General features: G+C 49.3%; 20 protein-coding genes and 1 tRNA gene. 11 read left to right on the top strand and 10 right to left on the bottom strand.

Annotated elements, in window-relative coordinates:
• Positions 1 to 30 precede the first annotated feature (30 nt).
• Positions 31 to 1,623 (bottom strand): aldehyde dehydrogenase family protein, encoded by a 1,593-nt coding sequence (locus tag Kalk_RS02595; protein WP_101892721.1) that lies wholly within the window; start codon positions 1,621 to 1,623, stop codon positions 31 to 33.
• 241 nt (positions 1,624 to 1,864) lie between these two features.
• Here Kalk_RS02595 and Kalk_RS02590 point away from each other — a divergent pair, with 241 nt between their 5' ends.
• From Kalk_RS02590 to Kalk_RS02580, 3 genes are read left to right on the top strand one after another with little or no spacing between them, the layout of a single operon-like run.
• Positions 1,865 to 3,520: an FAD-binding dehydrogenase gene (locus Kalk_RS02590; protein WP_101892720.1), complete on the top strand. Its 1,656-nt coding sequence runs from the start codon at positions 1,865 to 1,867 to the stop codon at positions 3,518 to 3,520.
• 26 nt (positions 3,521 to 3,546) lie between these two features.
• On the top strand, positions 3,547 to 5,283 hold the full coding sequence (locus tag Kalk_RS02585) for a thiamine pyrophosphate-binding protein (protein ID WP_101892719.1): 1,737 nt from the start codon (positions 3,547 to 3,549) through the stop codon (positions 5,281 to 5,283).
• 22 nt (positions 5,284 to 5,305) lie between these two features.
• Positions 5,306 to 6,214 (top strand): beta/alpha barrel domain-containing protein, encoded by a 909-nt coding sequence (locus Kalk_RS02580; protein WP_101892718.1) that lies wholly within the window; start codon positions 5,306 to 5,308, stop codon positions 6,212 to 6,214.
• 36 nt (positions 6,215 to 6,250) lie between these two features.
• Here Kalk_RS02580 and Kalk_RS02575 read toward each other — a convergent pair whose 3' ends face one another.
• A complete protein-coding gene (locus tag Kalk_RS02575; RefSeq protein WP_101892717.1) occupies positions 6,251 to 8,410 on the bottom strand; it encodes an acetyl-CoA hydrolase/transferase C-terminal domain-containing protein in 2,160 nt (719 codons plus the stop codon).
• 93 nt (positions 8,411 to 8,503) lie between these two features.
• Positions 8,504 to 10,651, bottom strand: a complete 2,148-nt coding sequence (locus Kalk_RS02570) for a GGDEF domain-containing response regulator (protein ID WP_101892716.1) — start codon at positions 10,649 to 10,651, stop codon at positions 8,504 to 8,506.
• 475 nt (positions 10,652 to 11,126) lie between these two features.
• Between Kalk_RS02570 and Kalk_RS02565 the strand changes: the two genes are divergently transcribed.
• A complete protein-coding gene (locus Kalk_RS02565; RefSeq protein ID WP_101892715.1) occupies positions 11,127 to 12,515 on the top strand; it encodes a PhoH family protein in 1,389 nt (462 codons plus the stop codon).
• Between the two features lie 81 nt (positions 12,516 to 12,596).
• The gene (yfbR, locus tag Kalk_RS02560; protein WP_101892714.1) at positions 12,597 to 13,175 is read left to right on the top strand and encodes a 5'-deoxynucleotidase; all 579 of its coding nucleotides are present in this window, start codon (positions 12,597 to 12,599) and stop codon (positions 13,173 to 13,175) included.
• Between the two features lie 10 nt (positions 13,176 to 13,185).
• On the opposite strand, the gene Kalk_RS02555 is transcribed toward yfbR, so the two are convergent.
• A complete protein-coding gene (locus Kalk_RS02555) occupies positions 13,186 to 13,593 on the bottom strand; it encodes a cereblon family protein (RefSeq protein ID WP_101892713.1) in 408 nt (135 codons plus the stop codon).
• Positions 13,594 to 13,743: 150 nt separating this feature from the next.
• Positions 13,744 to 14,163 carry a hypothetical protein gene (locus Kalk_RS02550; RefSeq protein ID WP_101892712.1) on the bottom strand — a complete coding sequence of 140 codons (420 nt, stop codon included), beginning with the start codon at positions 14,161 to 14,163 and terminating at the stop codon, positions 13,744 to 13,746.
• A gap of 211 nt (positions 14,164 to 14,374) precedes the next feature.
• Here Kalk_RS02550 and Kalk_RS21640 point away from each other — a divergent pair, with 211 nt between their 5' ends.
• Entirely contained in the window at positions 14,375 to 14,509 is a 135-nt protein-coding gene (locus tag Kalk_RS21640; RefSeq protein WP_199767997.1) for a DUF2905 domain-containing protein, read from the top strand.
• Between the two features lie 10 nt (positions 14,510 to 14,519).
• Here the strand turns inward: Kalk_RS21640 and rimO are convergent, their stop codons facing one another.
• Positions 14,520 to 15,854, bottom strand: coding sequence for a 30S ribosomal protein S12 methylthiotransferase RimO (gene rimO / locus Kalk_RS02540; protein ID WP_101892711.1), 1,335 nt, complete (start codon positions 15,852 to 15,854; stop codon positions 14,520 to 14,522).
• Between the two features lie 218 nt (positions 15,855 to 16,072).
• Between rimO and Kalk_RS02530 the strand changes: the two genes are divergently transcribed.
• Positions 16,073 to 16,147: transfer RNA gene (locus Kalk_RS02530), tRNA-Gly, on the top strand.
• Between the two features lie 84 nt (positions 16,148 to 16,231).
• Here Kalk_RS02530 and Kalk_RS02525 read toward each other — a convergent pair.
• The 3 genes from Kalk_RS02525 to Kalk_RS02515 are packed head-to-tail and all read right to left on the bottom strand — an operon-like array spanning position 16,232 to position 20,254.
• Positions 16,232 to 17,149 carry a cobalamin-binding protein gene (locus Kalk_RS02525; RefSeq protein ID WP_101892709.1) on the bottom strand — a complete coding sequence of 306 codons (918 nt, stop codon included), beginning with the start codon at positions 17,147 to 17,149 and terminating at the stop codon, positions 16,232 to 16,234.
• Entirely contained in the window at positions 17,136 to 19,520 is a 2,385-nt protein-coding gene (locus Kalk_RS02520) for an efflux RND transporter permease subunit (protein ID WP_101892708.1), read from the bottom strand. Before Kalk_RS02520 ends, Kalk_RS02525 begins: the two co-directional genes overlap by 14 nt.
• 14 nt (positions 19,521 to 19,534) lie before the next feature.
• Positions 19,535 to 20,254 (bottom strand): TetR/AcrR family transcriptional regulator, encoded by a 720-nt coding sequence (locus Kalk_RS02515; RefSeq protein WP_158643274.1) that lies wholly within the window; start codon positions 20,252 to 20,254, stop codon positions 19,535 to 19,537.
• Between the two features lie 165 nt (positions 20,255 to 20,419).
• Between Kalk_RS02515 and Kalk_RS02510 the strand changes: the two genes are divergently transcribed.
• From Kalk_RS02510 to queF, 4 genes are all read left to right on the top strand, one after another.
• Positions 20,420 to 21,058, top strand: a complete 639-nt coding sequence (locus tag Kalk_RS02510) for a histidine phosphatase family protein (RefSeq protein WP_233716791.1) — start codon at positions 20,420 to 20,422, stop codon at positions 21,056 to 21,058.
• 90 nt (positions 21,059 to 21,148) lie between these two features.
• Positions 21,149 to 22,066: an ABC transporter ATP-binding protein gene (locus Kalk_RS02505; protein WP_101892706.1), complete on the top strand. Its 918-nt coding sequence runs from the start codon at positions 21,149 to 21,151 to the stop codon at positions 22,064 to 22,066.
• Position 22,067: 1 nt separating this feature from the next.
• Positions 22,068 to 22,841: an ABC transporter permease gene (locus Kalk_RS02500; RefSeq protein WP_101892705.1), complete on the top strand. Its 774-nt coding sequence runs from the start codon at positions 22,068 to 22,070 to the stop codon at positions 22,839 to 22,841.
• A 1-nt stretch (position 22,842) separates the two neighbouring features.
• Positions 22,843 to 23,664, top strand: a complete 822-nt coding sequence (gene queF / locus Kalk_RS02495) for an NADPH-dependent 7-cyano-7-deazaguanine reductase QueF (protein ID WP_101892704.1) — start codon at positions 22,843 to 22,845, stop codon at positions 23,662 to 23,664.
• A gap of 7 nt (positions 23,665 to 23,671) precedes the next feature.
• Here queF and Kalk_RS02490 read toward each other — a convergent pair whose 3' ends face one another.
• Complete coding sequence (locus Kalk_RS02490; protein WP_101896182.1) at positions 23,672 to 25,150, bottom strand: AbgT family transporter; 1,479 nt, start codon at positions 25,148 to 25,150, stop codon at positions 23,672 to 23,674.
• Positions 25,151 to 25,165 lie beyond the last annotated feature (15 nt).

Genomic DNA, 25,165 nt, shown 5'->3' with positions numbered 1-25,165 from the left:
TTCTTTAGTTGAGCTTCTGTGCGGATATCGCTACACCTTCCAGCGGGTCAGCATTTTTTTCACCATTGTAGGTGCTGCGCCCAGGGCGCTACCGAGGAATTCCTTGGCATCCTGTGGGTACATCATCCGCTGAGCCTTTAACAGCGCGTTGTAGGTGTTTTCATCAAACGGATACCACCAGGCATTACGCTTCATGGGCAGGATATCCCAGTTGATGGCTTTCGCGTGGGTCATTTCCAGCAAGCCTTCATGGCCGTGGGTTCGGCCCAAGCCAGAATGTTTCCAGCCACCCCATGGCATTTCAGATATGCCGTGAGTGTAAAGATGGTCGTTAATGGTGGTCACGCCTGATTCAAGTAGGCCAGCCACACGCTTGCCGCGCTTCAAATCTCGAGTCCAAATGGAGGAAGTAAGAGCCAGGTGAGACTCATTGGCTAATGCAATGGCTTCTTCTTCAGTGGAGAATTTCATGACGGGGATGATGGGGCCAAAGGTTTCGTCATTAACCAGCAACATGTCGTTGGTGGTTCCGCTCAGCAGTGTAGCGGGATGGAAATAGCCATTCTGCGGGCCAACCGGTTTGGATTGCGCCTCAATTTTCGCACCCTTGGCCAAAGCGTCTTCCATATGTTGTTCAACGGTATTGAGCTGGCCACGGGTGGTTAGGGAACCCATGTCTACGTCGAAGCCCTGACCAACGCCATGACGCATGGCTGCGGTCTTTTTCTTCATCAGCTCAAGGAATGGCTCATATACGGATTCATGAACGTAAATACGCTCCACACCACCACAGGATTGACCTGCGTTCTGGAACCCTGCCCAAGCGGCTCCATTGGTGGCACGCTCTAAATCAGCATCTTCAAATACCAGCATCGGGTCATTGCCGCCCAGCTCCAATGACAGAGGTGTCAGGGTTTTGGATGCCTGCTCCATCAGTTGTTTGCCCACAGGCACAGAGCCAGTAAAGAAAATCTTATCAATGCTGTGGTCGAAAAACGCTTGTGATACAGCGCCGCCTGAACCCACTATCTGCTGGAACAAGCCTTTGGGCAAATGACCTGCTTCGATGATTTTGTTAATGGCTTCGCCCACCAGAGGGGTCGCAGCGGCAACCTTCAGGATGATGGCGTTTCCAGCCATCAGCCCCATGATGACCTCACCAAACGGGATCGAAAGCGGGTAATTCCAAGGGCTGATAATGCCCACAACGCCTAACGGCTTACGCTGGATCACGGTCCGTTTGTTAATGAACAAGGGGCTGTCGATAGGTAGTTTTTTCTCTTTCAGTACTTTTTCTGCATGCTTGCCGTACCAATCACAGGCTAATGTGCAGGGCAGCACTTCTGTTGCCAAAGCATCTACCAGGGTTTTTCCATTACTTTTGCTGACAACTTCAGACAACTCTTCGGCATTGGCGACAATGTAATCACGCATCAGGCGCAAGGCGCGCGCACGTTCCTTGAATGATCGGTGTGCCCAGATCTTTTGCGCAGCTCGAGCATGGGCAAATATTTCAGGTAGCTGGTTCAGATCAGTATTGGGAACCTGGCCGATTTCTTCGCCAGTGGCAGGGTTGTAGGCTATGGTCAGGCCTGGTTCTTTGATGTCTTGGGGTGCAGTCATTGGGTTCAAACCTCTGAAAGACAGTTAGGCAATATTACAAAATGGATCGCCTTCGGGCGTTATTGTTCTGTTTATAAATCACTTTAATTAATTGCCCATTCTACGAGAACCGTCGAGCCGCGGCAAACACCAGATAGTGACGCTTTGTATACATATTTAACTGTCTGAAAACATGATCAAAAAACCCGCATTGCCGTGTACCCGACAGTGTACAAACCACGCTGTGGTGTAGACTCTGATAATGACCTTATATCAGCTGTGGCATAAGGAGATCCCCATAGTGGAAGCGGACAACACGGATATTCTCATTATTGGCGCTGGTATTGCCGGTATCACGGCGGCTTTGGAGTTGCTGGACAGTGGCAAACGCATACTGATCCTGGACAGGGACGAAGCGACCAATTTTGGCGGTTTGGCGAAGGAAGCCTTTGGTGGCATGGCTCTGTGTGGCACGCCGTTGCAGCGCATCAATGGCATCAAAGATGATCCGGAGCTTATGTTGCGGGACTGGCTGTCATTTGCTGACTTTTCAGCGGATGACAAATGGCCTCGTTATTGGGCTGAGGCTTATGCTTATCGTAATAAAACAGATGTTTATCAATGGCTAAGGCAGCAGGGAGTGCAGTTCTTTCCGGCGGTTAACTGGGTTGAGCGGGGTGAATTCATGCCCGGCAACTCCGTGCCGCGCTATCACATCGTTTGGGGTACCGGTTGGGAGCTGGTGCGGGTACTGGAGCAGAAATTACGTCATCACCCTAAGGCTGGGAACTTAAAGATGGCGTTTCGCCACCGTGTCGATGGGTTTGACAGCAGCAACGATCGAATCTGTGGCGTAACAGGCCAAAATGAAGCGACAGGGCAGCCATTTCAGTATCAGGCGGATATCACGATTGTTGCCACCGGTGGCATCAATGGCAACCTGGAGAAAGTCAGGCAGAACTGGCCCCCGACCTGGGGCGAAGTCCCCACCACGATCCTGAACGGATCTCACCGTTACTCGGACGGTTTGCTGCACGATGCAGCGCAGGCGCTGGGGGCAAGCGTTACTCATCTTGATTGGCAATGGAACTATGCTGCCGGTATACAGCACCCTCAGCCCCGTATGCCAGCCCATGGACTGAGCCTGATTCCTCCCAAGTCGGCATTGTGGATGGATGCTACTGGGCGCAGGATAGGTCCTCACCCACTGGTAACCGGTTTTGATACCCACGGTTTGTGTCAACGCATATGCGAATTGCCTCACGGTTATACCTGGCAGGTTATGAACCGCAAGATAGCGCGCAAGGAAATGTCCATATCGGGATCTGAGCACAATGCGGCCTTTCGTGATAAAAAGCCGGTAACGTTTATGAAAGAGATTCTTTTAGGCAATGATCGTCTTTACGATTACCTCACAAGTCAGTGCCCCGATGTGGTCACGGCGCATTCTTTGGAAGAGCTTGGGGAGAAAATGAACAGTCTAACCCCGGAGGTGACAGTGGATACAGCGGGCATGATTTGTGATGTGCGACACTATGATAAGGTCATAGACCGCGGTGAAGCCTTTCATAATGATGATCAGCTGCGGCGTATCGAGCATGCCAGACGTTGGAAGGGGGATAAGGTTCGCACCCTTAAGTATCAAAAGATTGATGACCTCAACGCTTATCCGTTAGTGGCCATTCGTGAATTCATCATCAGCCGTAAAAGTATGGGTGGCATTCATACCGATAATCACTGTCGAGTATTGGATGCAGCGGGCAATGCCTTGAGTGGGTTGTATGCTATAGGTGAAGCTGCAGGTTTTGGTGGCGGCGGTGCCAATGGCAAGAGATCGTTGGAAGGCACCTTTCTTTCCTTATGTGTGTTGACCGGTCGGGTGGCTGCGCGCTCGATACGGGGCGAACAAAATCCTTAATTAAATTGCATTGAAGGCGAGGCATCATGAAAAAGACGGGAGCTTGGTTGGCACGCTACGCGTTGGAGCAAATTGGAGTCCGTTTTACGTTCGGCATCCCCGGTGTACACAACACCGAACTTTATGATGAGCTGAACAGCTCTGAATCCATTCATCCTATATTGGTAACCCATGAGGCCGGTGCTGCGTTTATGGCTGATGCTGTAAGTCGTACGTCGGATTCAATTGGAACCATTGTAATAGTGCCGGCAGCAGGGGCCGCTTACGCTTCTGCGGGTATTGGTGAAGCTTATCTGGATGGCATACCAATGCTGGTGATCTCTGGTGGCGTACGCACCGATGTGCCGTATACCTATCAGTTGCATGAAATGGATCAGCAGAATTTCCTTGCCGAAATCACTAAGAAAACCTACAAGATAAATAGTCACAGTGAAATTATTCCCACGATCTACGAAGCGCATCGCATTGCCAACGAAGGTGAGCCCGGCCCGGTATTTATCGAAATTCCAGTCAACCTACAGCTGTTTACCGGAGAAGTAGAGCAACTGCTTGAATACAAACCACAATACAGTTCCAGTAACTTGGTTGAGTCTGGAGAGGTGGACCGTGCGGTGCAGTTGCTGGCACAGGCAAAGAAACCCGGTATTTTCGTTGGGTGGGGCGCCCGCAACGCTACAGAATGGATAACCAAAATAGCAGATCTGTTTAACGCTCCTGTGTGCACGACACTGCAAGGCTTAAGTTCTTTTCCTGCAAATCACCCGCTGCATACCGGTATGGGTTTTGGGCAATATGCTGTGCCTGCTGCAACCAATGCGTTTAAAGACTGCGACTGCATGCTTGCCATTGGCACTCGTTTTGGTGAAATAGCCACTGGCAGTTTTGGGGTAAAGGTGCCGCAAAACCTGATCCATATCGACATCAATCCATTGGTGTTCAGCGCAAATTTCCCCGCTAAGGTAGCAATTGAGGGGGATGCTCAGCAGGTATCGGAAATGTTATGGGATGGTCTGCAGCGGATACCTGAGCCAAATAACCAGCGGCATAGGGTCCGCGATGAGATTCAGCGTGATAAACAGGAGTACGCCTCGGCCTGGTTGCAGCATGACAGCAAGGATCGTGTTAACCCCTTTCACTTCTTTCGCGGTTTGCGTAGCAGCATTGCTGATGATGACTTTGTTGTTGTGGACGATGGTAACCACACGTTCTTGGCGGCGGAGCTAATGCCCATTCACACGCCAGGCCACTTTATATCGCCTACGGATTTCAACTGTATGGGCTACGCTGTGCCTGCCGCCATCGCAACAAAATTGGCGAATCGCAATCAGAAAGTGGCCGCAATTGTGGGGGATGGAGCCTTTACAATGACCTGTATGGAGATACTTACAGCGGCAACCCTTAAATTGGGGTTGGTGTTTTTTGTCTTTCACGATGGTGAGCTATCGCAAATTTCCCAGGCTCAAGAGATCCCCTATAACCGTAAAACCTGTACCGTATTGGGTGCTTTGGATGTGGCTGGTGTAGCCAAAGCAACGGGGGCTCGCTTCTTGGCTCTTGAGCGCAATATTGATGTGGATCAAATATTGGATAAAGCGTGGTCGATGGCGGAGGATAATGTGCCGGTTATCGTCGACGTTAAAATTGACTATTCCAAGCGAACGCGTTTCACTGAAGGTATAGTGGTGACTAACTTAAAGCGCTTCAATATGGGTGCGAAGGCGCGCATTATTGGAAGAGCACTGGTACGCAAAGTCACTGGATGAATTTAACAGGGTAACGTAAAACATGGCCGATCTCAGCAGCGTATATTGTGGATTGAAACTTGCTAGCCCTCTAATGGTGTCGGCTTCTCCGCTTACGGCGGATTTAGCCTCGGTCAAACAACTGCAGTCTGCTGGTGCCAGTGGGTTGGTGATGCCTTCGTTATTTGAGGAGGCAGTGCGCAGTGATGCGAAGATGTTGAGCAAGTATTCTGACAAGATCAAATCTTACAAAGATGCTTTGGACATTCCTGTATTTGCCAGCCTGAATGGTGTAACCGAAGGTGGCTGGCTGGAGCACGCAGCCACATTGGAACAGGCTGGATGCGATGCCATTGAGTTGAATATTTATTACGTAGCTGCAAATGTCAACGAGTCCAGTGATCAGATTGAGCGGCGTTATATTGATTTAGTGTACAAGCTGCGCGCGCATATTGGCGTGCCGATCTCGGTTAAGCTTACGCATCAGTTCTCCTCGGTGGCTCATTTGGTGAAGCGGTTAGAAGATACCGGTGTTAATGGTGTGGTCTTATTTAACCGATTCTACCTTCCTGACATTGATGTGGAGACGATGACAGTATCGCCCACCCTGCAGCTTAGCAACTCCAGCGAGGCTTTGTTGCGGATACGTTGGATTGCGATACTCAGGGAGCAGATTCGGTTATCGTTGGCGGCTACCGGTGGCGTGCACAGCCTTGATGACGTGCTCAAGACTATATTGGTTGGCGCTGATGCAGTGCAGCTTTGCAGCGTGCTGTTTCAAAAGGGAGTCGATGAGCTGGGTCGCCTGAGAGACGCCTTGGATCAATGGTTGGATGATAAGGGGTATGTAGGCGTTGACTCCATTAAAGGTCTCATGAGCTATGGCCGGGTAGCCGACCCTTCAGGGTTCGAGCGCGCAAATTATCTGCAGGTGCTCGAGCACAATAGTTGAGGGCCATTGCTGGCCCTCCTTTTCGTATTAGCAGAATCAGCTCAGTACAGTTTTCAGTTCATCCATCATTAATACACGAGCAATTTTGTCTTCCATCGAGGTTGGCTGATCCAATTGAACGCGCTCAAGGTATGGTGTGAATTGGGCGGGAGCAGTGGGGTTTTGCAGAGCCCTAATCATTGCTTTGATCAGGGTTGATTTGCTTTCTGTTTTAGCTTTCATCGATTTCAGGCAACGCGCCACCACCAGTTCTTCTGTGGTGAAATCGGTTCCACATGGAAACGCGGGGAACATGCCCTTGGCTCGATAGGGAGTCAATGCCGCTTCCAGCGCCTCAGGCGTGTTGTTTCGGAACTGCTCAGGAATCTGGTAGCCTTTAGGTAATTTTCCAGCCTGTTTGGCTTTCGCCATCAGCTCCGGTTGAAAGCGGGAGTCAGCAATGTTGAGCATCGCCGCTACCACGTCTTTGTCACATTTTCCACGAACATCCGCTATGCCATATTCGGTCACATAAATGTCCCTTAGATGACGCGGTATAGTAATGTGGCCGTAGTTCCAGACGATATTAGATTGGGTGTGGCCATCTTTTTCTCTGGTACTTTTAAGCATCAGAATCGAGCGTGCATCGTCTAATTCATGAGCTTGAGCAACAAAGTTATATTGACCACCGACTCCACTTACTACTTTGCCATTTTCCAGGCCATCCGAGGTGGCTGCCCCCAGCCCGTGAGCCAGAAATACAGTATTGATAAAACGGGCTTTTGTTCGTTGCAGGCGTTTGAGGTTTTCATCACCATATAGTTGATTTACGTAACTGATATTGGTCATGTTGATGGCAGATAGGGTGTCTTCGCCAAGGTTTTTCAGGCCGTCGTAAAAAGCCCGAGGGCCAAGGAAGAACCCGCCGTGCATGATTCTGCCCTGTTTTAGGGTCGATCTCAGGCAATGCTCTGCGATCGCTTGTCGTGATTGTCTGGTGTCGGCGGAGCAGGTGGTGCCATTTATGTGCAGCGTTCCGTTCTCAAGGGTTAACTCGGCTTTGAGAACACCAAAATGCTGCAGTAACCTAACATCTGAATCAGTAAGTACAGGTTGGATAGCACCGCAATCAATAAGCGCATCCAGTGTGTTGATCGATACGGATTCTGAGATGATTCCATCATTTAACAGGCGCTGGATCGCTTCGTTATCGTAGACTTTGCGGCGTAAAATATTGCTTTTGATCAGGAAGTAGAAGCCATCAACAAACATCTCACTGTTGCCATAAAGGCCTTTCTCGAAGGTGTCCGTGCCGCCAACCTGATTGATGATGTCGCCAAATTTATGCATGACGTTCATATCTTTCAATACAGCATTGTAGGCTTCATTCTGTTGCTGCCGTAATTCGCAACCATAAACGATGGCATCCCCAAGGGAGCCAATGCCGATTTGCAAAGTACCGCCATCTGCAATCAGCGCGCTGGCATGCAGGCCAATCATGTGATCCACAGTACTGACAGGCATATTGGGCGGTGCGAATAGGTCGGAATAATATTCCTTATTGTTCACCACAACGTCGAACATGTCTTCTTCGATGATGGCATCATTTACCATAAAAGGTAGGTTTTCGTTGACCTGGCCAATCAGAAGTACGGGCTCGCCCGCCTGTTTTCGCTTCATCAGCTCAGGCAACAAATCTCTGGTAGTTTCCGGGTTGCAGCTCATGCTGAATTGATCTTTGCCGTCCACGATTCGATGGGAAAGCATCTGGGCTACTACATTAACACCCAATGCCAATAGGTCTCGCACAGAGTGGGTATAGTTGGTGCTGATGTAGTTTTGCTGGGCCTGATCGACTCCCAGCATGGAACCGGATTTGAAGAAGAATTCGTGAATTTCGATGTTGTCAGGCACGGTGCCTGCGCGCAGCTCCCGCGTGTAATCAAGCCCTGGATAATTGCCAAATACCCGCTGCAGGAAAGGGCCAAGGAAGCGTTTTTGCAAGCCTTTACCTGGATCAGGTACCTCCAGCGATAGCGCAGTGGCTATGGTTAACTTCAACGTTTGATCAGCTTTTGCGCGCCGATAAAGCTCGTTGATTAATTCAGGCGGTTTGCCTAATCCCAATGGCAAACCTATGCGTATATCTTTACCGATGGTTTCAATAATATGGTCGACGCATTTTTCAACGCTGGAGTGATGGATAGGTATTGTCATTCTTCTTGTTCCCTGGATGAGATCTATGCAAAATATGCCTCATAACACTGGGATTGCATATGATCGAAGTCAGATTTTGTCCTTAAATCAGCCTTAGTCGGTCAGTATTGGGGTAACTACGATATGGCGGGCTTTTTCACTGGATACTGGCTCCTGAAACAGGTTTCCCTGCATCGTCTTACAACCCAATTTCAATAGATATTCTTTCTGGCTTGATGTTTCAACACACTCTGCCACCAGGTTAAGGTTTAATCCACTGGCCATGGCGCTGATGGCGCTGACGATGCAGGCGTCTCCACTTTGGTATTGATTGCCGATTTGCCGTAAGAATGATTCGTGCAGCTTTATGGTGTTTAGTGGCAGCTGGTGTAGGCAGCTTAAAGGTGAGTAGCCTGTCCCGAAATCATCTACCGAAATGGAAAATCCCAACCGGCTGAGACGCTTGAGCTTGGCTGTAACCAGCGTTTGATCGTGCATTAGCAGTTCTTCGGTGATTTCCAGTTCAATCTGATTCGGTGAGATATCGTGAGTTTTAACCGCACTCATCAGCATGTTTTCAAAGTCCGGATGCTCAACCTGTTTGGGCGAAAAGTTAACAGCAATTTTAAGAATAGGGTTTGCCCAATCCTGTAAATCAGCGCAGGCCCGATCCATGACCCACGCACCAAGGTCAACGATTATGCCTGTCTCTTCTGCAACCTGCAGGAAATCAGACGGTGTTAATGTGCCACGTTCAGGGTGTTTCCAGCGAAGGTAGGCTTCCAGCGCATAGACTTGGGATGTTTCGACGTTAAAGATTGGCTGGTACTCAAGAAAGAGCTCCTGGTTTTCAATGCACTGCCGAAGGTCGTGCTCTGTATTGAGCCGTTCGGTATAGGATTGATTCATCTTTTCGTTAAAAAACTGCAGCCCGTTTTTGCCATTGGCTTTGACATGATACATGGCGATATCAGCGTTCTGTATCAATTGATCCAACTGATGGCCGTGATCAGGGTTTAGAGCAATGCCTATCGATCCACTGACATACAATTCGTGTTGTTCGATGTAGAAGGGCTGTTTCAATTCGTGGAGAATCTTTTTAGCTATGGTTGCCGCATCATCCTGATTGCGAATATTGGGTAATAATAGGGTGAATTCATCACCTCCGAAGCGAGATAGTGTGTCTCCTTCGCGCAAGGTTGCGCTGATGCGTCGAGCAACTGCCTGAATTAATTGATCCCCAATGTTGTGGCCTAGTGAATCATTGATCAGCTTGAAGCGGTCCAGATCCACAAACATAACAGCGACTTTTGATCCGTTGCGCTTACCGTGTGATATGGCCAGTGATAGTCTATCCCGAAACAGTGATCGGTTGGGCAGGCCGGTTAGCATGTCATGATATGCCTGAAAACGCATGAGGGATTCGGCATGTTTGCGATCAGTTATGTCCCGTGCAATGCCATAAGTTCCTTTAAACAGTTGCTTGCCGCTACGACGGTCGGCTTCGTAAATTCCCATAGCACTGACCTCGAATGGCATGGACAGGGAAGTGCTGGAGCCATCGCCATTCAGGCAAAGCCTTTTTCTGAGGTGGATCTCATTACGTTGCGCCTCCCGCTTGACGGCACGCCGTTCATCAAACACATGAGGGTGCTGCTTGCGTTCATCTTCGCTCATCAGCACGCTGAAATGCTTACCGATTAGATCCTGCTTGCTGGTGTTCAGCAACTTTTCAACCCGATCGTTTATAAAAGAAATGTTGCCGCGCTCGTTCAATATATAAATGATGTCGGGAGAATGGTTCACCACGAACCGATGCATTTTCTCTGACTGTTGAATCCGTTCTTGCAGGGTGTTGAACTCAAAGTTCAGTCGTCGCTGTTCCAGCGCTTCCTTGATGGTTTTTTCCAGTTCCAGCGGATTGTAGGGGGCGGTGACCAGATACATGGAAGGGTGGCGCAATTTTGTCGAAAATTCGGAGAACTGTTTGGGGTCGCAGATTGTAATAACTGGCAGATGCTGGCGCTTATCGCGGATGAAATACAGTAGTTGCGTCCACTGTTCTGGCCCGTTTTGGGCGTTTAACAAAATCAGGTCGAAATTGGACTTTTGTAAAGACTCCAGTGCAGAGTCAGCGCTGTCCACCTCGCCAGCACGATGACCCAGTGATTCAATGAATCTCCTCAGGGTTGCGTGGCCATGCTGATTTTCGTTAATTAACAAGAGGTTGTGCGTATGTCCTTGCGTTATTCTTGTTGTCATTTAAGGCTCGCAGGGTTATCTGATCGAGTATGTCTGACAGGCAGCGAATTCCGGGCGCTAACCTAAGACGAGTAAAGTATAAGGCCGTGCGCGATTCATGAGCAATCCTGATGGATGACAAAATTGACAAAAGATTTGCGCAAAATAATAACGCAGCCTCAAAGCGCTGTAATAAGGCCGTAATGGGATTAGGTTAAAAAAAGAGGGTGAGAAAGCTGTCTGCCAAGTAAATCAATAACTTAGCAAGAAAAATGTTTGCCTGACCGGCGAAATATGTTCTACATTCTTAATAAATTAAACCAGAAAATGATCAGCGCGGGAACCCTTGTTCCGCAATTAGTGTTAGGGAGATCAACAGGGGAATTCAACACCTCAAACCTTCAGATATTCACCGGGACGTTAATTAGGGAGGTACAGAAGACAGCAACACGGTTATCAGCCGGGAACTAATAATTATTCTTCTTGAGGAACGCGAATGAGTGTCAACGCAGAAAGTACAAAGAAGGCTTATGTAATCGATACCAACGTTTTGATTCACGATCCGAACTCTATTCTCAACTTCGACGAACATTTGGTCGTCATTCCTATCACCGTGCTAGAAGAACTCGATAAACTAAAAAACGGAAACAAATCCATCGCCGCTGATTGTCGTTCAGCAATTCGGCTGATTGATAGTGTGATTGCCGATAGCCCTACGGAGCGTCTGCAGCATGGAGTGCCCATTCCCAGAAACAATGGCACCAGTCATTTGGGCAAGCTGGCTATCCTGATGAATAAAACCGGTGAACCACCGGAAGCGTGCCTGCCCAACGACAACAATGACAACAAAATTATTAATCGGGTGGTGCAGATGCAGTTAGAGCACCCCGAGTATAAGTATGTGTTGGTAACCAAGGATATTAATATGCGCCTAAAGGCGCGCGGGTGTTGTATTCATGCTGAGGATTACCACAACGACCAGTTGATCTCTGACGTTAAGCAGTTGACCACGGGGTATCATGAGTTTAATGGTTCGTTTTGGGATGGCGTGTCTCACGTGGATACCATCCAGCGAGAAAACGGCACTTATCATTCGTTATCACGGGATGTATTTGATGGCCCATTGTTCATCAATCAGTACATTCTGGACGATTTGGAGTTTCTGGCTCGAATCGAGGAGGTCACCGATGAGCATGTCTTGATTAAACACATCAAGCGCGAATCCATTATGCACCAGCAGGCTTGGGGGCTGAAGCCGCGTAATATCTATCAGGCTATGGCGCTGCACGCGTTGCTGGACAATGATGTACACTTAGTCAATCTCACGGGGCCTGCTGGTTCAGGAAAAACCATTCTGGCTTTAGCTGCCGCCATTGAGATGACCGTGGCACATAAGCAATACAACAAGATCATCGTGACCCGCTCTACGCCGCCGTTGGCGGAGGATCACGGTTTTTTGCCAGGAACAGAAGAAGAAAAAATGGACCCTTGGCTGGGGGCCATTACGGATAATATAGAGGCATTGCACATACAGGATGAAAGCCCCCAAGGCAGCATCGAATATGTGAAATCCAAGGCCAATATTCAGTTTAAAGCCTTAAATTATATTCGTGGTCGCAGCTTTCAGCGCAGTCTGATTTTGATTGATGAATCCCAGAATCTTACACCGCATCAAATGAAAGCCATCATCACTCGGGCAGGCGAGGGCAGTAAGGTGATCTGTTTGGGCAACCTGGCGCAGATCGATACGCCGTATTTAAGCCCTATCAGTTCGGGGCTGACCTATATGACTGAGCGTTTCAAAGGGTTCAAGCACAGCACCAGTTTACGGCTTAACGGTATTCCTCGCTCCTTGCTGGCGGAGTACGCAGAAGCTAACCTTTAACTGTATTCAGGCGAAAGCGGCCCGCTTAGTCGGGCCGTTGTTCGTTTTTAGGCTTGTATTCATTATCCAAGGGGAGTTGTTGTGCATCATTTTTTTGCCTATATATCAAAGCTTAAGTACATCGTACGCTGGGGGCTGAAGCGTAATGTGGAAAACGAGAATGTTAAGGAGCACAGCTTTGATGTAGCCACCATCGCCCATGCGCTGGCATTGATTCGTAATTGCTATTTTGGGGGTAAGCTGGATGCGAACCAGATCGCGGTGATCGCCATGTATCATGATGCTTCGGAGGTGCTTACAGGGGATTTGCCGGGGCCAATCAAATATTTCAATCCTACAATAGCCGAAGCCTACAAAGAGGTTGAGAAAGCGGCCAAGACCAAGTTGCTGACCATGTTGCCCGATGAATTGCAGGCTGATTACGCACCCTTGATTCAAGATCACTTGTTACCGACGGATACACGCAAGTTATTGAAGGCGGCGGATGTGTTGTCGGCGTATATTAAATGCATTCAGGAAGTTGAATCGAATAATCACGAATTTCAGGTTGCCAAGCAGCGGGTAGAGGGGATGCTTGGTGAGTATGATTTGCCTGAGGTGGCGTATTTTATGGAAAAGTTTTTACCCAGCTTTCGTTTGACCCTGGATGAACTTGGTTAATCGTAGTGTTTCAGTCCAACAATAGCCGGTCTATTATTAATCCGTAAAAGCCGCTGGTGCCCTCACTACTGAAATACCAGCCAATGTGCTGGTGGCACCGGGCACAAAAGCAGTGCTCCCAGGCGAACCCTTCAAACCAGCTGAACAGTTCAGTTGGTTTTCCTCCGGTTACGCTTCCATCAACGGCGCTATAGGTTTGCAGATCGAACCCTACTCCTTCCGGGTTGGTGAAGAAGTGGCTGGTCTCGCCTTCGATGGGTGTCAGATAGTCATTACTGGTTAGATAGTTCAGGCAAGCCTTGCAGCGCACCCGGTTGCGCACAGGCTTCAGCTTGTCGCCAGATTGTAGCTCTGGATCCAGCGCTAGCAGCCACTGTTTAAAAGGGGCGGGTGGTGCATCGTTATCGAGACAGTGCATGGCTTTGCTTATCGATTGGTTAGGCAAGAAAGTTTAGCACTGACCGTGAGGCTGTACCAAACTCGAATAAGACTGGATTTAATATAGCCAAAAACAAAGAGCCCCCGGAATACGGGGGCTAAAAAACGCAGGAGAAGATAAATCGACTAATCAGGCCGTTAGTTTGGCACGCAATTCTTGAGTCTTGGCTTGAACTTCACGCAGTTGGGTGGATACGGTTTCACGTACTTCAGCAATACGGGGTTTCACGTCTTTGGCGTAGGCTTTTTCAGCTTGCTGCTTGGCGTAGGCCGAAATCATCGTGGTGTTCCAGTTCAAGCGGAAACGGTTGTCATAAGTGGCGACATCCAGGTTGCGCAGGAAATCGCGTACGCTGGGGTTGGCTTTGCGTAGCTCAGTCACCAGTTCGTTGATATCAATCTTTTTGGTGCTGGTATCTACACCCAGTTCCTTGAGTATGCGCTGGCCTTCCTCTTTGGCTGCTTCCAAGCCTTTACCCAATTCAACCTGCAGCTTTTCACCTTGCTTTTTAAACTGGCTCAGTTGAACTTTGACTTTATCTTGAATCATGGGGGTTCCTCACAGGTGCGATATTGAGATTACTGAACAATGGGGGGGATCATAAGGTCAAAAATTAGAATATTCTTACTAATTTGAGTACGTTGGTTCAAACTCCGCAGTTTGACTAAGGGCAGGGTGTTCCGAATATGGGTAAATTATTGATTATTATAGGGGTTGTTGTGGCGCTGATAGGTTTGGTATTGGTGTACGCGCAGGCCTGTTGAGCTGGTTCGGTAAGTTGCCTGGGGATTTGCGCTGGGGGAACGAAAACGGCGGCGTATTTTTCCCTGTTACATCCATGATCATCATAAGCGTGGTGCTTACTTTGATCATGAATGTGCTGGGGCGGCATTAGCAGGGGTATTTTATTGTTCTGGGTGCGCCAGCTCGGCCCATAGGTCATGTTCATCGGCCTGGAATATCTTGGCGGTTACCAGGTCGCCGGGCATCAGTTCTGTTTCGCCATTGAGGAATACCAGTCCGTCGATTTCTGGAGCATCGGCTGCTGTGCGGCCAATAGCGCCTTCTTCGTCCACTTCGTCAATGATGACCTCCATGGTTTTGCCGATTTTGGTTTGCAGGCGCTTGGCAGATATGCGGGACTGTACCTCCATGAAGCGCTCAAAACGCTCTTGCTTCACTTCCTCTGGCACTGCGCCGTCGATTTCATTGGCCTTGGCCCCTTCTACCGCAGAGTATTTGAAGCATCCCACCCGATCCAGCTGTGCTTCTTCCAGCCAGTTCAGCATGATCTCGAAATCCTGCTCAGTTTCACCAGGGAATCCTGTGATGAAGGTGCTGCGCAAGGTGAGATCAGGGCAGATTGCACGCCATTTGTGGATGCGTTCCAAGGTGTTTTCAGCATGAGCCGGGCGTTTCATGGCCTTCAGAACAGAAGGGCTGCCATGTTGAAAGGGGATGTCCAGGTAGGGAAGAATTTTCCCATCGGCCATCATGGGGATAATGTCGTCAACATGGGGGTAGGGGTACACATAGTGCAGACGAACCCACACGCCGAATTCACCCAGTGCAGCACACAGTTCTTTCATGCGGGTTTTTATCGGGGTTCCTTGCCAAAAACCAGTTCGATATTTGGTATCAACGCCATAGGCGCTGGTATCCTGGGAGATCACCAGCAACTCCTGTACACCAGCCTTCACCAGTCTTTCCGCTTCTTCCATCACATCGCCGATAGGTCGGCTTACCAGATCGCCTCGTAAAGAAGGAATGATGCAAAAGGTGCAGCGGTGGTTGCAGCCTTCTGATATTTTCAGATAGGCGTAGTGGCGCGGGGTCAGTTTGATGCCTTGTGGCGGAACAAGGTCTGTAAAGGGATCGTGGGTTTTGATCTGCGGCACGTATTTATGGACGGCGCCTACCACTTCCTCATAGGCCTGAGGCCCAGTCACACTGAGAACGCCTGGGTGTATCGAAGTGATTTGTTCGGCGTCGCCGCCCATGCAGCCGGTCACAATCACTTTGCCATTTTCGTGTAAGGCTTCGCCTATTGTTTCTAATGATTCCCGTTTGGCGTCGTCAATAAAACCACAGGTATTGACGACCACAACGTCGGCATCTTGGTAGGTGGGTACTATGTCGTAGCCATCGATTTTCAATTGAGTCAGGATGCGCTCTGAGTCTACCAGGGCTTTGGGGCACCCCAGTGAGATGAATCCTACTTTCTTTTGGCTGTCGCTCATAAGTACTTGTTACTCTTGAAACTTGTTGCAGGTGGGTATTCGTTTGCCAAACTTTGGGAATGGCAAAAAGCGCAGTAGTTTGGTTATTGCGGCTAATATTGTCAAATGAATGATGTATTCCGGTGCTTGTTGAGGCCAATTGTAGCGAAGAATGCAAAGTCTTTGAAAAAATTGTTGACTCGTTTCCTGAGCCTCCTTAAAATTCGCGCCCATAACAAGCGGGTGTAGCTCAGTGGTAGAGCCCTTCGTTGCCAACGAAGATGTCGTGAGTTCGAATCTCATCACCCGCTCCAAAATATGAAAAGCCCGGGGCCAGTAATGGTTCCGGGCTTTTTGCTTTAGGTGTCTGGTTGGGGAGCTGGCAGGGGCCTGCTTCTTTAATGTTTGGCGGTGTCTGAAGCCCTTACCTTATCTAATATCTCACACAGGTCTTCTGCTGCATCAACGGTGCGCGGAGACGAGCGTGTGTACACATCCTGATTCACGAAAAACAGCATGTCATTTTTTATGGCGTCCATGCTGCCCCAGTGCTGCCATTTTTGTTTCCAATCCTTGATAGAGCGTTTGCCGTGATGGCCGCCGGTAAGCATTACCTGCGGGTTGCGAGTCACAATGGCTTCTACACTGACAATGGGCGAGGGGTCGCTGAGGTCGGCAAATATATTGATGCCACCACAGAGGCTGTACAGATCAGAAATAAAGTGGCCGCCTCCAAGGGTATAGAGTGGGTCTTCCCATACTTGATAAAACACTTTTATCGGGGGTTTGTGAGCGTGCAGGGCCCTTAGTGCCGCACGACGCTTGTCGTACGTGTCCGCTGCCTGATTCGCGGTGAGCTCGGTGCCTGCTAATACGCCAAACTGACGAATGTTGCGGGCGATGCTGTCCATGGTTTTCGGTTCGCTCAGGTACACCGGTACGTTGAGCAGGGCGAGTTTTTCAACGGTTTCTGCGCTGTTTCCTGAGTACCAACCGATGATCAGATCAGGGTTCAGGGATAAAATGCGCTCAAAGTTCACCTGGTTATAGCTGCCAACCAAGGGAATCGTTTTGGCTGCCTCGGGATAGTCGCTATAACTTACCGTACCGACAATTCGATCCCCCGCGCCAGCAGCAAAAAGAGCCTCGGTTATATGTGGCGCTAATGAAATAATACGTTGGGCTGGGTTGCTCATATGAACCCGCCGTTCTGCATCATCGGTTAGCTCGATGGGGGAGGCCTGTGAGGCGCTACTCAACGTGCCATTCAATACAGTGCCAAGCGCAGCGCACAGCACTAGGTTAAATAGCTTCACTTTGGGCTCCTAGCGGCTGGCCTTCTGATATTTGGCCTTCGACTACCCGATCCGTGGTAGCCGCTTTCTGTGTGACACTTGTCTTTGGCGTTGGGTGAATAAAGCGTGACAACAAGATCATCATGCTTGGTAAGAACAAGAAGTCGAATACCAGTGCGATTATTATGGTCATGGACACCATGATGCCCAGTATTGCATTAACGTTAAAATCCGATAAAGCCAGCATGCCAAATCCCAGGCTCAGTACCACGGTGGTGGTTACCAAGGCTGCCCCCACGTGTTCGAAGGCGTAGTGGATGGCTTGTTCTACATTGCCATGCTCCTGATAGCCACGCAGGTACTTAGCCATAAAGTGCACCGTATCGTCCACCACAATGCCCAAGGTGATACCGAAAACCACCGCAACGGCGAGGTTGACCTCACCGACAAACATGCCCCAGATGCCCAGCATGATGGCTGCCGGGAACGCATTGGGGATGATGCTGAGCACGCCCAGTTTCCATGACCCAAGAGCCAAGACAAGAATCATTGAGATGATGATGGTGGCGATGACCGTTCCGTTGATCATGCTTTCAATATTCTTTTGCCCTATGGTGGCGAACATGATGGAAGGGCTGGCACCTATCGCGGTCATTTCTGGCGCATTTTCCGCAAACCAGGCTTGTGCTCGAGCTTCCATGTCAATGATGTCCTTGGCTTTCGCGCCCTTTATACTGACAGTGATGCGCATTGCGGATTTGTTCATGTCCACTTGGTTGTTCACATCCATACCGAAGGGCAGTGACATTTCGTAAAGCAGCTGATACTGCGATGCATGCTCGCGACTTTCAGGCAGGCGGTAGAAAGCAGGATCATCTCCATTCATGTTTCTGTTTAGGCGTTTCAGCACGTCGGTGAACGTAAATACATGAGTCACCATGGGCTGTTGTCGGTACCAGTTTGCGAATTTATCTACTTGCTTCAGGTACTGAGGGCTGTTTACGCCTTGATCTGACCCGGACTCCAGCGCGTATTCGATGATGTTGACGCCGTTTAGGTTGGCCTCGGTGAAATCAGCGGCTTTGCGCACTTCCAGTGTTTCTTTGAAGTAACCGAAATTGTCGTCATTGAGTTCATTCTGGCCGATGAAACCAATACAAAAGACCGCGGTGCCCAGGCTGATGAAAAACAGCTTTTTAGGATGACGAAGCGTGAAGTCTGCCAGCTTGCTGAATTGCGCGGTTCGCTCAGTATCTATGGCAGGGGCTTTACGGGTAAACCACAGAATCAGTTGGGGCATGACTGTTAAAGTAAACAAAAAAGCGAAGAGCACACCGATTGCCGCGACCACACCCAGCTCTCTAAACGGAGGGGACTCGCTGGATTGCATGCTAAGAAACCCGATTGCAGTTGTTAGACTGGTGAGGAATATCGGCTTGGCGTTGACGTCCAGGCTGCTTTTTAGGGCCTCTATTTTATCCATTCCTTTTCTGAGGCCCATCATATAATAGGAAAGTAGATGTATGCAGTCAGCAACCGCCAGCGTAAGAATGATGATGGGCGCAGCGAAATTGATGTTGTTGATTGGCATTCCAATCCAACCCATAGAGCTGACCGCAGTGACTACGCTGAATATGATGATCAGAACAGTGATAACAGTACCGGACACCGAACGCAATAACAGGCCGACTAACATCACTATGATCAACAGCATGAGTGGAATCAGCGTTTCTGAATCCTTTTGATTCATTTCATTAAAGGCATTGTTGAGCGGCGTAACCCCTGTGATCATTATTTGCAAATCAGGGTGCTTCTCTGCAAACTCCTGGCGAATGGAGCGCACTTTTTCCATTACCACCGGAATGGCCATAGTCTGATCTTCCGGCAGATTGAGCTGGACGTTCAGTGCACTGACATGGCCTGTTGGGGAAATCAATCGATGCACCAACAGCGGCTCGTTGAGGGCAATTTCTTTACGTTGACTGATCTCTTGTGGTGAAAGAGAGAGCGCATCCTGCACTAAATCCTCTACCATGAGATCATCGCCATCAACGGCAGTGTTCTGAAAGTTGGTGATGGAATCCACGCGTTGAGAATAGGGTATCTGCCACGCTGCTTCGGTCAGCTCTTCGATGGCATGGAGGTTTTCACGGTTAAAAATATCACCGTTGGCCGGGTTTAGAACCAGCAGCACATTATCACTGGCACTGAAACGATTCTGGATCATTTCGTTGGCGACCAGCTGCGGGTTATCCGCTTCGAAAAAGATCTTATAATCGGATTTGACGGTGAGCTTGGTTGCTCCGAAGGCAAGGAACGCGACGGCGAGGATGCTCAGGATAAACAGAGGCAGCCTGTGCTGTACGAGCCAATGAGATATTGGATGATGCATGTCGATACTTCCTCTCAATCCGTTGAGTTAGGCTGGTGAAGGTGTTTGTATGCCGCTGCGATAGTGGTGCTGTAATCTTTCTCGCTGCTTAAAGGCTGCCAGTTGTAGCCATCCAGCAGGCAGCTGATCTGGGATAGCACGAGATGATGGCTGGGTGACAAGGTTAATCCATTCACCATATCGCGCGCATGATCCAGTACCAAAAGCCCGAAGTTCATGGCCCACAAACCATAACAAATGTCATCTATGGTGCTTGCCTTGGGCAATTGTAAATCACCGCACTGTACTGCATGCTCGATAACGCCGCGCATGTGGTTGATTACCAGGTTGTCCACCTGTTTCATCTTCTCCAGTCTTTCAGGAGAGGCTTTTTCGCGAATGTTGTTGGTACGTGCAGCAATCAACAGGTCGAATTCTTCTGGGTAGCTTAGTGTGTACAGTTGGTAGCCAATGCCCAGGCACATGATTTGTTCACGGCTGGTACCCTGAAAGGTTTCTGCCAGACTGAACATCTTGTGCAAGTGGCCCAGGCTATCCAGGCACAGGCCACACAAGATATCTTCCTTGCAGGTGAAATGCTTATAAACGGTGCCTTTGGCGTACTCGGTAAGCTCTGCAATCTTATCCATCGTCAGGCCGGAATGGCCGTCTTGGCGGATGATGCTGCGGGCGGTGTCGATGAACAGCTGTTCTCGCTGTTCAAACTCCCGCTGACGTCGGGTCTGGGTGTTCAAAATGGATACTCCGTCAAAGAGTGACGTTTCGTCATATTTTCAGGATTGGTATGCCAAAGTCAATACGTTAATCTGTTAAACTGTTTTAAAGTACGATACTTGATTGTGAGTAAGGGCGGTAACGATTTGGAAAATAAGGCGATTTTGGAACATCTTCATCCAACGATGATACCTTCTTTAGCGCGGGTGCCAAGGCATGTGCCCTGCGTGCTGCTGACCCGGCATTCCATTCGAGAACAACCCAAGAATCGTTTCGCCGGTTACGACATACCGCTTACTGAGGAGGGCGTTGAGCTAGCCCGTGAGTGGGGGCGAAACCTCGACAGGCCAATCAGCGCACTTTTTTCCAGCCCTGTGGGGCGCTGTATCAAAACTGCTGAAGCGATGGCGCAGGGTGCTGGTGTTGAGTTGCCCATTCTGACCCATGGCAGCTTGGTTGAGCCCGGCAGTTATGTGAAAGATCTGCCGGTGGCGGGGCCATATTTCATGAAGCTGGGGCCATTGGCCTTTGCTCGCAAGCATTTACGCAATGAGGTTCGAGGCGTGTTGTCGCCCAAGGAGGGAGCCTTACAGCTTATCGAGCATATGAAGGGTGGTTTGCAGCAACCCGGATCTTTTTCGGTACATGTTACTCACGATACCATTCTGGCGTCGTTTATCTATTTTTTGCGCAGTGAATCGGAGATTGAGGAGCCTCACTGGCCCTGGATGATGGAGGGCGCGTTCCTGTGGTTCGATTGTGATATTCTGCACTGGCTTTGGCGAGGCGAGACAGGTAGCCTCCATCTCGACCAGCTCGCTTGAGGCAGAGCGGTTACCGTCTTGCGCCACGCTGGCACCTGGTATTTGTTTCCGTATAATCCACCTCCACGCATTTATTAGATCAGACCTACCATGACTATTGCACTAGCTGTTTCAGATCTGAAGAAAACCTATTCAGGCGGGTTCGAGGCGCTTAAGGGAATCAGTTTTCAAGTTCAATCGGGTGATTTTATGGCGTTGCTTGGGCCCAACGGAGCGGGAAAATCAACCACGATTGGCATTATCAGCTCTCTGGTAAACAAGTCGTCAGGCACTGTGAGTATTTACGGTCAGGATATCGACCGCGATTTTGCTGCAGCCAAGATGAATATTGGTATTGTGCCTCAGGAATTCAACTTTAATCAGTTCGAAAAAGTTGGCGACATATTACGTACCCAAGCGGGATACTTTGGTATAGATCAGAAAACGGCAGCCGAGCGTGCCGAAAAATACCTAAAGCTGTTGGGGTTGTGGGATAAGCGAGATGATCGCTCGCGCATGTTATCAGGCGGTATGAAGCGGCGGTTGATGATTGCACGTGCCTTGGTGCATGAGCCCAAACTGCTGGTATTGGATGAGCCTACTGCAGGTGTCGATATTGAATTACGGCGTTCCATGTGGTCGTTTCTACAGCAACTGAACAAGCAGGGAACCACGATCATTCTCACCACCCATTACCTGGAAGAGGCCGAGCACTTGTGCCGCAGCATTGCAATCATCGATCACGGACAGATTATTGAACAATGCTCTATGAAAGCGTTCCTGGCTCGCTTGGATAAAGAAACGTTTGTATTGGATTTGGGGCAGGATATTTCTGTTGCTCCTGTTCTTGATGGAGCCCAGACTACCTTGGTGGATGCCCATACTCTTGAAGTTGAGGTATCCAAGCAGGCACCTTTAAATGATATTTTTACTCGTTTGAGCGAATTGGGTATTGCCGTCACCAGTATGCGCAATAAAGCCAATCGCTTGGAAGAGTTATTTGTGTCGATGGTTGAGAGGAACGCTTGATATGAATTGGCAGCAGAAATTCAACGCGTTCAATACCATCGTCACCAAGGAAATACGCCGTTTTATGCGGATATGGATTCAAACCTTGATTCCTCCTGCGATTACGATTGCGCTGTATTTTGTTATTTTCGGCGAGTTGATAGGTCGGCGTATCGGTCAGATTGGTGATTACTCTTATATGGAGTACATTGTACCGGGTTTGATTATGATGTCGGTCATAACCAATTCTTACTCCAATGTGGTGTCCTCATTTTTCAGTACCAAGTTCCAGCGTAGCATTGAGGAAATGCTGGTTTCGCCCATGCCCAACTATATAGTGATAGGTGGTTTTGTGCTCGGAGGAGTGGCGCGCGGGTTGGCAGTTGGTGTTATTGTTACGGCGTTGTCGCTGTTCTTTACTCAATTGGCCGTAGAGAACATATTTATAACGATAACGATGGTTGTGCTGACCGCCATCTTGTTCTCGTTAGGTGGCTTTATTAATGCGGTATATGCCAGATCCTTTGATGACATCTCTATAGTTCCAACGTTTGTTCTGACTCCGTTAACGTATTTGGGTGGGGTGTTCTACTCTGTAAATATGTTGCCCGATTTTTGGGAAGGGGTTTCCAAGGCCAATCCTATTGTTTATATGGTGAATGGTTTTCGCTATGGGATTCTGGGTATATCCGATGTTAATGTCGGATTGGCTTATGGCATGGTTATTATGTTTATAGTTGCGCTCTATTGTTGGGCTCATTGGTTGTTAAAGAATGGCGTGGGAATCAGAAGTTAATATGAGCGATCAACTAAATGGCCCATTAGGGCAATCCAGCGCGTATCCTGATCAATATGATCCTGCGCAGTTGCATGCAATTCCTCGGAAGCTGGGGCGTTTGGAAATTGGGGTGGACGAAGATTCATTGCCGTTTCATGGTGAGGATGTGTGGAATGCTTATGAACTGTCCTGGTTGAATCCCAAAGGTAAACCGGTGGTGGCGCTTATGTTTATGGTAGTGCCAGCTAATTCACCTAATATCGTCGAGTCCAAATCCCTTAAGCTCTATCTCGGCTCGTATAACCAAACTGTTATGGCATCTGTGCGGCAGGTGACCGATAAGATTGCTGAAGATATTGGCAAGGTGGTGGGTGCGAAGGTTAGGATTGAGCTTACTGAGCTAGCCTGGCAGGGAAAGTTTGAGGTTGTCTCCTTGCCTGGCCGTTGTATTGATGATTTGGATGTTGATGTCAGTGCTTATGAGGTCGACTCTTCGTTGCTGACAACAGAAGATCACTTTGTTCAGGTTCAGCTGCATAGCCATCTGTTGCGTTCTTGTTGCCCTGTTACCGGCCAGCCTGATTGGGCCAGTGTATTGATTGAATATTCAGGTAATAGAATATGTGAAGAAGGGCTGCTGAAATATCTTATTTCGTTCCGTAGTAATCAGGAGTTTCATGAGCAGTGCGTGGAGCGAATTTTTATGGATATTAGTCGTCAGTGCAAGCCTGAAAAGCTGAGTGTGTATGCGCGTTACACTCGTCGTGGTGGTATCGACATCAACCCGTTTCGCAGCAGTGACCCTCGGTCGATGGCAAATCTGCGTTTGGTTCGCCAGTAGTCAGCTATCAGGCTGGGCCCAGAGGTAGCCCAGCCGCAATCCAGATGGCAAACACAATACTCCAACCCAGCAGGAACGTAATGGAGTAGGGCAGCATCAGTGACATGATGGTGCCCACACCCAAGTCTGGTTTATAGCGTTGCATGAACGCTACCACGACTCCGAAATAAGGCATCAGGGGTGTAATAATGTTGGTGCTGCTGTCCCCCACTCGGTAGGCAGCTTGTACTTGTTCTGGTGCTATGCCCAACAGTAAAAACATGGGGATGAAAACCGGTGCCAATAATGACCATTTGGCAGACGCACTCCCCACCAACAGGTTAATGAACGCAGCCATCACGATAAAAATCGACAACAGGATCACCGGGGAAAGGGATAGTGCCTGCAACCAGGTGGCACCCTTGATTGCCAGAACCATACCCATATTGGACCAGCCGAAGTAATTTACAAACTGTGCTGCGAAAAACATCAGGACGAGATAGCTTGCCATGGTGGCGAAGGTGTCTTCCATATCCTTTATGATGCTGCCCTTGCTGTTATAGCGTTGCACGGTCACGCCGTAGGCGATGCCACACAGTGCGGCGATTAGGGAGATGACCGTAACAATGCCTTTCATAAAGGCAGATTGGCTGATTGAATGTGTGTTCGGATCTCTGAGGATGCCACTGTCGGGAATCAGGCCTACCGCGATGAGGGTGATGCTGACTGCGAATACCAACCCTGCATTACGCAACCCTGCTGCGTGTAACCCGGACAACGGTGTTTGGCTTGCTATCGGTTTATCCTGTTGCCATTTAGGTAGCGCGGGAAGCGTGATTTTTTCGGTAATGATTGTTCCCAGCAAGGTGATCAAAAACGTAGACATGACGATAAAGTAATAATTGGCTACGACACTGACATCTCGCTCTGGGTCTACCAAATGGGCTGCCTCAGTCGAGATGCCTGCCAGTACGGCGTCGACTGGTCCGATTAATAAATTTGCACTGTAGCCACCGGACACGCCAGCGAATGCGGCTGCCATCCCCGCCAGTGGGTGTTTGCCCGCACTGGCAAATACTATCCCGGCCAAGGGTATCAGCACTACGTAGCCGGCATCTGCCGCCAGGCTGCTCATTACTCCAGCGAATACAACAATGGCAGACAAGGTTTGTCCACCCGCTTTTGCTACCAGTTTGTGTAGCAATGCAGCCAGTAACCCCGACTTTTCTGCAATGCCTAACCCAAGCATGGCCACCAGCACGGTACCAACGGGGGCGAACTGGGTGAAGTTGCTGACACTAGCGGTGAGCACTCTGTGAAGACCATCCTGGCTAAGCAGGTTGGTGACCGCGATGGTGGTGTTCTGGGTGGGGTGTACTGCGCTAACCCCGAGCATTGATAGTGCCCAGGATAGGATCAATACCAACAGGCTGAACCAAATAAATAAGGTTGTGGGGTGGGGGAGTTGATTGCCGAGGGTTTCGACGCGATTTAGAAACCTGAGCATCGGCCGCTGTTTCAT

Source organism: Ketobacter alkanivorans, from assembly GCF_002863865.1.
Lineage (GTDB): Bacteria > Pseudomonadota > Gammaproteobacteria > Pseudomonadales > Ketobacteraceae > Ketobacter > Ketobacter alkanivorans.
The sequence above is the reverse complement of the archived record's forward strand: the minus strand, read 5'-3'. Positions and strand labels throughout refer to the sequence as shown.

What these genes read in the sequence shown, in the direction of transcription:
- queF (WP_101892704.1), top strand. Translation starts at nt 22,843, where the DNA reads ATGAGCGATCAACTAAATGGCCCATTAGGGCAATCCAGCGCGTATCCT.
- Kalk_RS02555 (WP_101892713.1), bottom strand. Translation starts at nt 13,593, where the DNA reads ATGCACTGTCTCGATAACGATGCACCACCCGCCCCTTTTAAACAGTGG.
- Kalk_RS02575 (WP_101892717.1), bottom strand. Translation starts at nt 8,410, where the DNA reads ATGACAATACCTATCCATCACTCCAGCGTTGAAAAATGCGTCGACCAT.
- Kalk_RS02505 (WP_101892706.1), top strand. Translation starts at nt 21,149, where the DNA reads ATGACTATTGCACTAGCTGTTTCAGATCTGAAGAAAACCTATTCAGGC.
- Kalk_RS02580 (WP_101892718.1), top strand. Translation starts at nt 5,306, where the DNA reads ATGGCCGATCTCAGCAGCGTATATTGTGGATTGAAACTTGCTAGCCCT.
- Kalk_RS02500 (WP_101892705.1), top strand. Translation starts at nt 22,068, where the DNA reads ATGAATTGGCAGCAGAAATTCAACGCGTTCAATACCATCGTCACCAAG.
- Kalk_RS02585 (WP_101892719.1), top strand. Translation starts at nt 3,547, where the DNA reads ATGAAAAAGACGGGAGCTTGGTTGGCACGCTACGCGTTGGAGCAAATT.
- Kalk_RS02590 (WP_101892720.1), top strand. Translation starts at nt 1,865, where the DNA reads ATGACCTTATATCAGCTGTGGCATAAGGAGATCCCCATAGTGGAAGCG.
- Kalk_RS02490 (WP_101896182.1), bottom strand. Translation starts at nt 25,150, where the DNA reads ATGCTCAGGTTTCTAAATCGCGTCGAAACCCTCGGCAATCAACTCCCC.
- Kalk_RS02520 (WP_101892708.1), bottom strand. Translation starts at nt 19,520, where the DNA reads ATGCATCATCCAATATCTCATTGGCTCGTACAGCACAGGCTGCCTCTG.
- Kalk_RS02510 (WP_233716791.1), top strand. Translation starts at nt 20,420, where the DNA reads ATGATACCTTCTTTAGCGCGGGTGCCAAGGCATGTGCCCTGCGTGCTG.
- Kalk_RS02550 (WP_101892712.1), bottom strand. Translation starts at nt 14,163, where the DNA reads ATGATTCAAGATAAAGTCAAAGTTCAACTGAGCCAGTTTAAAAAGCAA.
- Kalk_RS02565 (WP_101892715.1), top strand. Translation starts at nt 11,127, where the DNA reads ATGAGTGTCAACGCAGAAAGTACAAAGAAGGCTTATGTAATCGATACC.
- Kalk_RS02570 (WP_101892716.1), bottom strand. Translation starts at nt 10,651, where the DNA reads ATGACAACAAGAATAACGCAAGGACATACGCACAACCTCTTGTTAATT.
- Kalk_RS02595 (WP_101892721.1), bottom strand. Translation starts at nt 1,623, where the DNA reads ATGACTGCACCCCAAGACATCAAAGAACCAGGCCTGACCATAGCCTAC.
- rimO (WP_101892711.1), bottom strand. Translation starts at nt 15,854, where the DNA reads ATGAGCGACAGCCAAAAGAAAGTAGGATTCATCTCACTGGGGTGCCCC.